General features: G+C 29.7%; 2 protein-coding genes. Both read left to right on the top strand.

Features of this window, described 5'->3' with window-relative positions:
- On the top strand, nt 1-2,444 hold a 2,444-nt coding region (locus tag Q0G30_RS13770), incomplete at its 5' end, for a M60 family metallopeptidase (RefSeq protein WP_294391209.1).
- A gap of 31 nt (nt 2,445-2,475) precedes the next feature.
- Complete coding sequence (locus Q0G30_RS13765) at nt 2,476-4,287, top strand: immunoglobulin-like domain-containing protein (protein WP_294391206.1); 1,812 nt, start codon at nt 2,476-2,478, stop codon at nt 4,285-4,287.
- The last annotated feature ends 130 nt before the right edge of the window (nt 4,288-4,417 follow it).

Genomic DNA, 4,417 nt, shown 5'->3' with positions numbered 1-4,417 from the left:
AAAATAATATATATCTTTATGATGAAAAAACATCACCTTTAAATACTACTGATATTGAAGGAGATAGATTTACTTTAACTTTACCAGCATCAGAGATATTAAAAGGTGTTGAAGAAGGTTTAGTTGGTAATGAAGAAGCTCAAGTAGAAAGAGTTTATAATGCACTTTTAGCTTGGGAGCAAGAAGTTCAAGTTGGATTTGCTAAGAAGGGTGTATTTGAATCAGTTCAAGACTTTAATAATAATGGAGAAATAGATACAGAAGATACAGCATATTTCAATAAACACAAGGCACCAGCAACTAGATTAAATATTAAATATCAAAGAATGATGATGGGTGCTGCAGCATATGCATCAGGACATCATATAGGTGTTGGTTTTGAAAGCTCTAATTATATTCAAGGTGTTCCTTATAAATTTGATTCAGAAGGAAATGTAACAAATTCAAATGAAGCTCACCTTTATGGTGCTTTAATAGGGCATGAAATGGGACATGTTATGGATATTGGAGATAGATTATATCCAGAAACAAGTAACAACTTAATGGTAGCTATTACTTCAACTATGCTTGATGAAGATAGTCCATATGCATCATCAATGAGTGCTTTATATGAGAAGGTTACTTCAAACACTTTAGGTTTATCTACGAATAGAAGTGTAGTATTAAATATGTTATGGCAACCTTATTTAGCATATGAAGATAACAGCACTTATAAGATGTTACTTAACGGTTTTGATGGTAACTTAGATGATGATTCTTATTTTGCTAAATTAAATAGAGCATATAGAGAAATGACAGAAGAAGAAAGAGCAAATGGTGATAGAGATCAATGGTTAATTAGAATGAGCTCTAAGGTTGTAGGAAAGGACTTAACTGATTTCTATGAAGCGCATGGAATAGTAGCTAATGCTACAACATTAGAATATGTATCTCAATTCCCTAAAGAAACTAAAAAGATTCAATATATAAATGATGAAGCTAGAAGAAGAAGAATGGCAGGAACTGCAGATATGGAAGCAGGAACTACTTTATCAGCTGAATTTGGAACAGATTCTAAAGGTAATACAATTACAGATGGTTCTTATGTTAATGATAAAAAGGTTTCAATTAATTTATCTGTAGATAAGAGCAATGATAATATTTTAGGATATGAAATTTACAGAAATGGTGAACCTTGTGGATTTATTGTAAGAAATAAATATGGGGAAGAAACTGTTTATACTGATGTGGTTGATAATATTAATAATAGAGTAGTTGAATATTCAGCTATTGCATATGACTATAACTTAAATCCAACTAATGAAGTTGAGATAGGAACTGTTAAAATACGTCATGAAGGTGGATTAGCAAAATCTAGTACTTTATTAACTACTAATACTATAAGTGTACATGAAGAAAATAATGATATTCACTCTTGTGAAGGTAATGAAGATTTAACACTTGCTTTAGATGATGATAATACTACTGCTTATGAAGGTAGAATGTTAAGTAAATCAGAATATAATAGTTCAGTTCATGGTACTGAAATGAATCCAAATAATGATCCATATTTAATATTAGATACTACAGAAATGCAAACTTTAGTTGGTATTAAATATACAGCACCTTTACAAACTACTGGATTTATATTTAAGAAAGAATCTATAGTTAGCAGTGCCCTTAATAAGTATAAGATAGAAGTAAGTAAGGATGGAGTGAATTGGACAACTGCTAAGGAAGGAACTTTAAGTTTAACAGCAGAAAATCCTACAGCAACTATTTACTTTGATAAAGAAGGAGTTACTGGTGGAAATCAATTAAATTCATATAATGCAAGATATGTTAAGATAACTGCCTTAGGAACAAAGAATATATCTGCTGCAGAACTTGAATTAATAACACCTCCAGGAGACAATATTGAAATTGGTGTTGCTGATGATAATATCAACTATAAAAATGGTATTGGAATATTGAAAGAAGATTATGTATATCAGGTTGATAATACTGAAACTGAAGAGAATGAAGAGAAATCAATTCCAGCAGGCTCAATAATTATAACTGGTGAATATAGAGGAAATCCTGCATTTAATGTACCTTTAGTGCTTAATCAAAATGAAGAGCATATTGCAGATAAATATGATGGAATACTTTTAGCAGAAGTACCTGATAATGGTAACTTAGAAGAAATAGCTGAAGGAAATTGGATTTATTGGGTTGAGCCAGAATATGTAGCAGAATTTATGGAAAATAATACTGAAATATTTGCTGAGTTATACAGAACAGATAGCGCTGATGCATTAGAAGGTGGACAAAGACTTGTAAGTGATACATTTAGAATTACAGTACCAGATGAGTTACCAGAAATAAGCTTAACATCTGGAAAAACTAGAAGCCTAACTTCTAACAATATTAAAGCAATTGAAATTAAAGAATCTACAATTAACAAAATTACAGAAGGTAGATAATAAGAAATAATGCGACGTAAGGAGGATTGTTATGAAAAAGGAGATTTATCAAAAGAGATCTGAGAGAAGAAACGCTAAGAAAAAAGTAAATAAGAAAATTATACCTTTAGTAATTATATTTACACTTTTTATAAGTGTATTTGCATATTCAAAAAATAGTTCTGCAGATAATAATAAAGTTAGTAACCCTTCTGTAGAGTTAAATGTTGAGAAGATAAGCAGAGATAAAGTAAAAATAGCATTAAGTAATTTTATGCCAGTAATAAAATCATTACAAATAAACTTAGAAATTGATGGGAATGTTAAGTTTGAAGAGGATAGCATTAATTGGCTTGTAAGTTCTGATTCAAATGATGTAAAAACTCATGTAAAATTGAGTAGTGATAAAAAGAGTATGGAAATTTTTATTGTTTCAAATGATGCTTTAAATAAAGTTGGTGGAACATTAGATATATGTGAAATAGAAGTTTCTAAGGCTTCAAGTGGAAGTTCAGCATACTCTATTGATGCTAGTGTGAATAGTGATGGAATTTCTTATAGTTATGTAGTAAATGACACAAATAAACAAGTTAGTGGTATTGATATGGCTAATTTAAGTGAGGATAAACTAACTATAAATTCATTACCGGTAATTAGTTTAAAAAATTCGTCTTCAATAGTTGATGGAAAGATTGTTATATCTAAGGGTGATACTTTTGATGCAAAAACTTATATTGAAGTTACTGACGAAGAAGATGGAGTAATTTCTACTGACAATGTTACTGTTGAAGGAAAAGTTAATACTAAAATAGTTGGATCTTATGCTATTACATATAGTGTAGCAGATACAGAAGGAGATACTTCTTCATTAGAAACAACAGTAATTGTTGAAGATATAGCAGAAGATAATGCAACTAATCCAGTAATAACTGTTAATAATAGTGATAGTGATAAATTAACTATTTCTGCTGGAGATAATGTTGATTTAAATGAGTATATAACTGCAGTTGATTATTTAGGAAGACCTATTACTGTTGAAATAACAGGAGATTATGATTTAACTACTTCAGGAACTTATATTATAACTGCTATAGCCACAGATAGATTTGGAAATGTAAGTGAAAAAGAAATTACTTTAGTTGTTGAGAAATCAGATGATTCAAGTGATTCAGATGGAGTATCAAAAGCATATAAATTTAAAGCTACTATAACAAATAGTGAAGGAAAAGTAGTTGCAGGTGAGAAGTTCAATTTATATAAAGTTGAAGTTAAGAAGAGATGGTTTAGAGCTGATTCTGAAAATCTTATATATATTTCTACTTTAGAAAGTAATGAAGAGGGAGAAATTTATGCAGAGTTAGAAGAGGCAGGAAAGTATGTATTAAAGCAAGTTAATTCAGCAACTGGCAATGAAGTAACAGGTTCTGAAGTTACTATTGAATTGACAGAAGATAATAAAGGAAATGTTATTACAATACCAGATATAGTAATAAATGATGCTACATCAGGAGATAGCGGAAGTAATGGCAATAATGGAAGTAATGATGATAACGGAAATAATGGAGATTCAGGAACAGATGACTCAGGTTCTGGAGATATAGGAACTGGTGATTCAGATTCTGGAAACTCAGGAGATAATGGAAATACTGATAATTCACATAAACCAGAAGTACCAGTAAATCCGGAAAATCCTGATTCATCAGATAATAGTAATAATGGTGTTACTAATGATGATAAGATAACTGAAGAAAATAAAAATGATTTACCAAAGACAGGACAAGGTATATTCTATGGAGTAACCATAGCTGTAGCAGTTATAGTTATTGGAAGTGGAGTATATTTAGTAACAAAAAAGAAAAAGTAATATAATATAGTTTTCTCATAGGAGATAGAATACTTTCTTTTCCTATGAGAAAACTTTTTTTATTAATGAAGAGGTATAAAAACTATATTATGAAAATTATTTTGGTTGAATAATATTAGTGTTAAATATA

The sequence above is a fragment of the uncultured Clostridium sp. genome, assembly GCF_934754925.1.
In the GTDB taxonomy this organism is placed as follows: domain Bacteria; phylum Bacillota; class Clostridia; order Clostridiales; family Clostridiaceae; genus Clostridium.
The sequence above is the reverse complement of the archived record's forward strand: the minus strand, read 5'-3'. Positions and strand labels throughout refer to the sequence as shown.

What these genes read in the sequence shown, in the direction of transcription:
- Q0G30_RS13765 (WP_294391206.1), top strand. Translation starts at nt 2,476, where the DNA reads ATGAAAAAGGAGATTTATCAAAAGAGATCTGAGAGAAGAAACGCTAAG.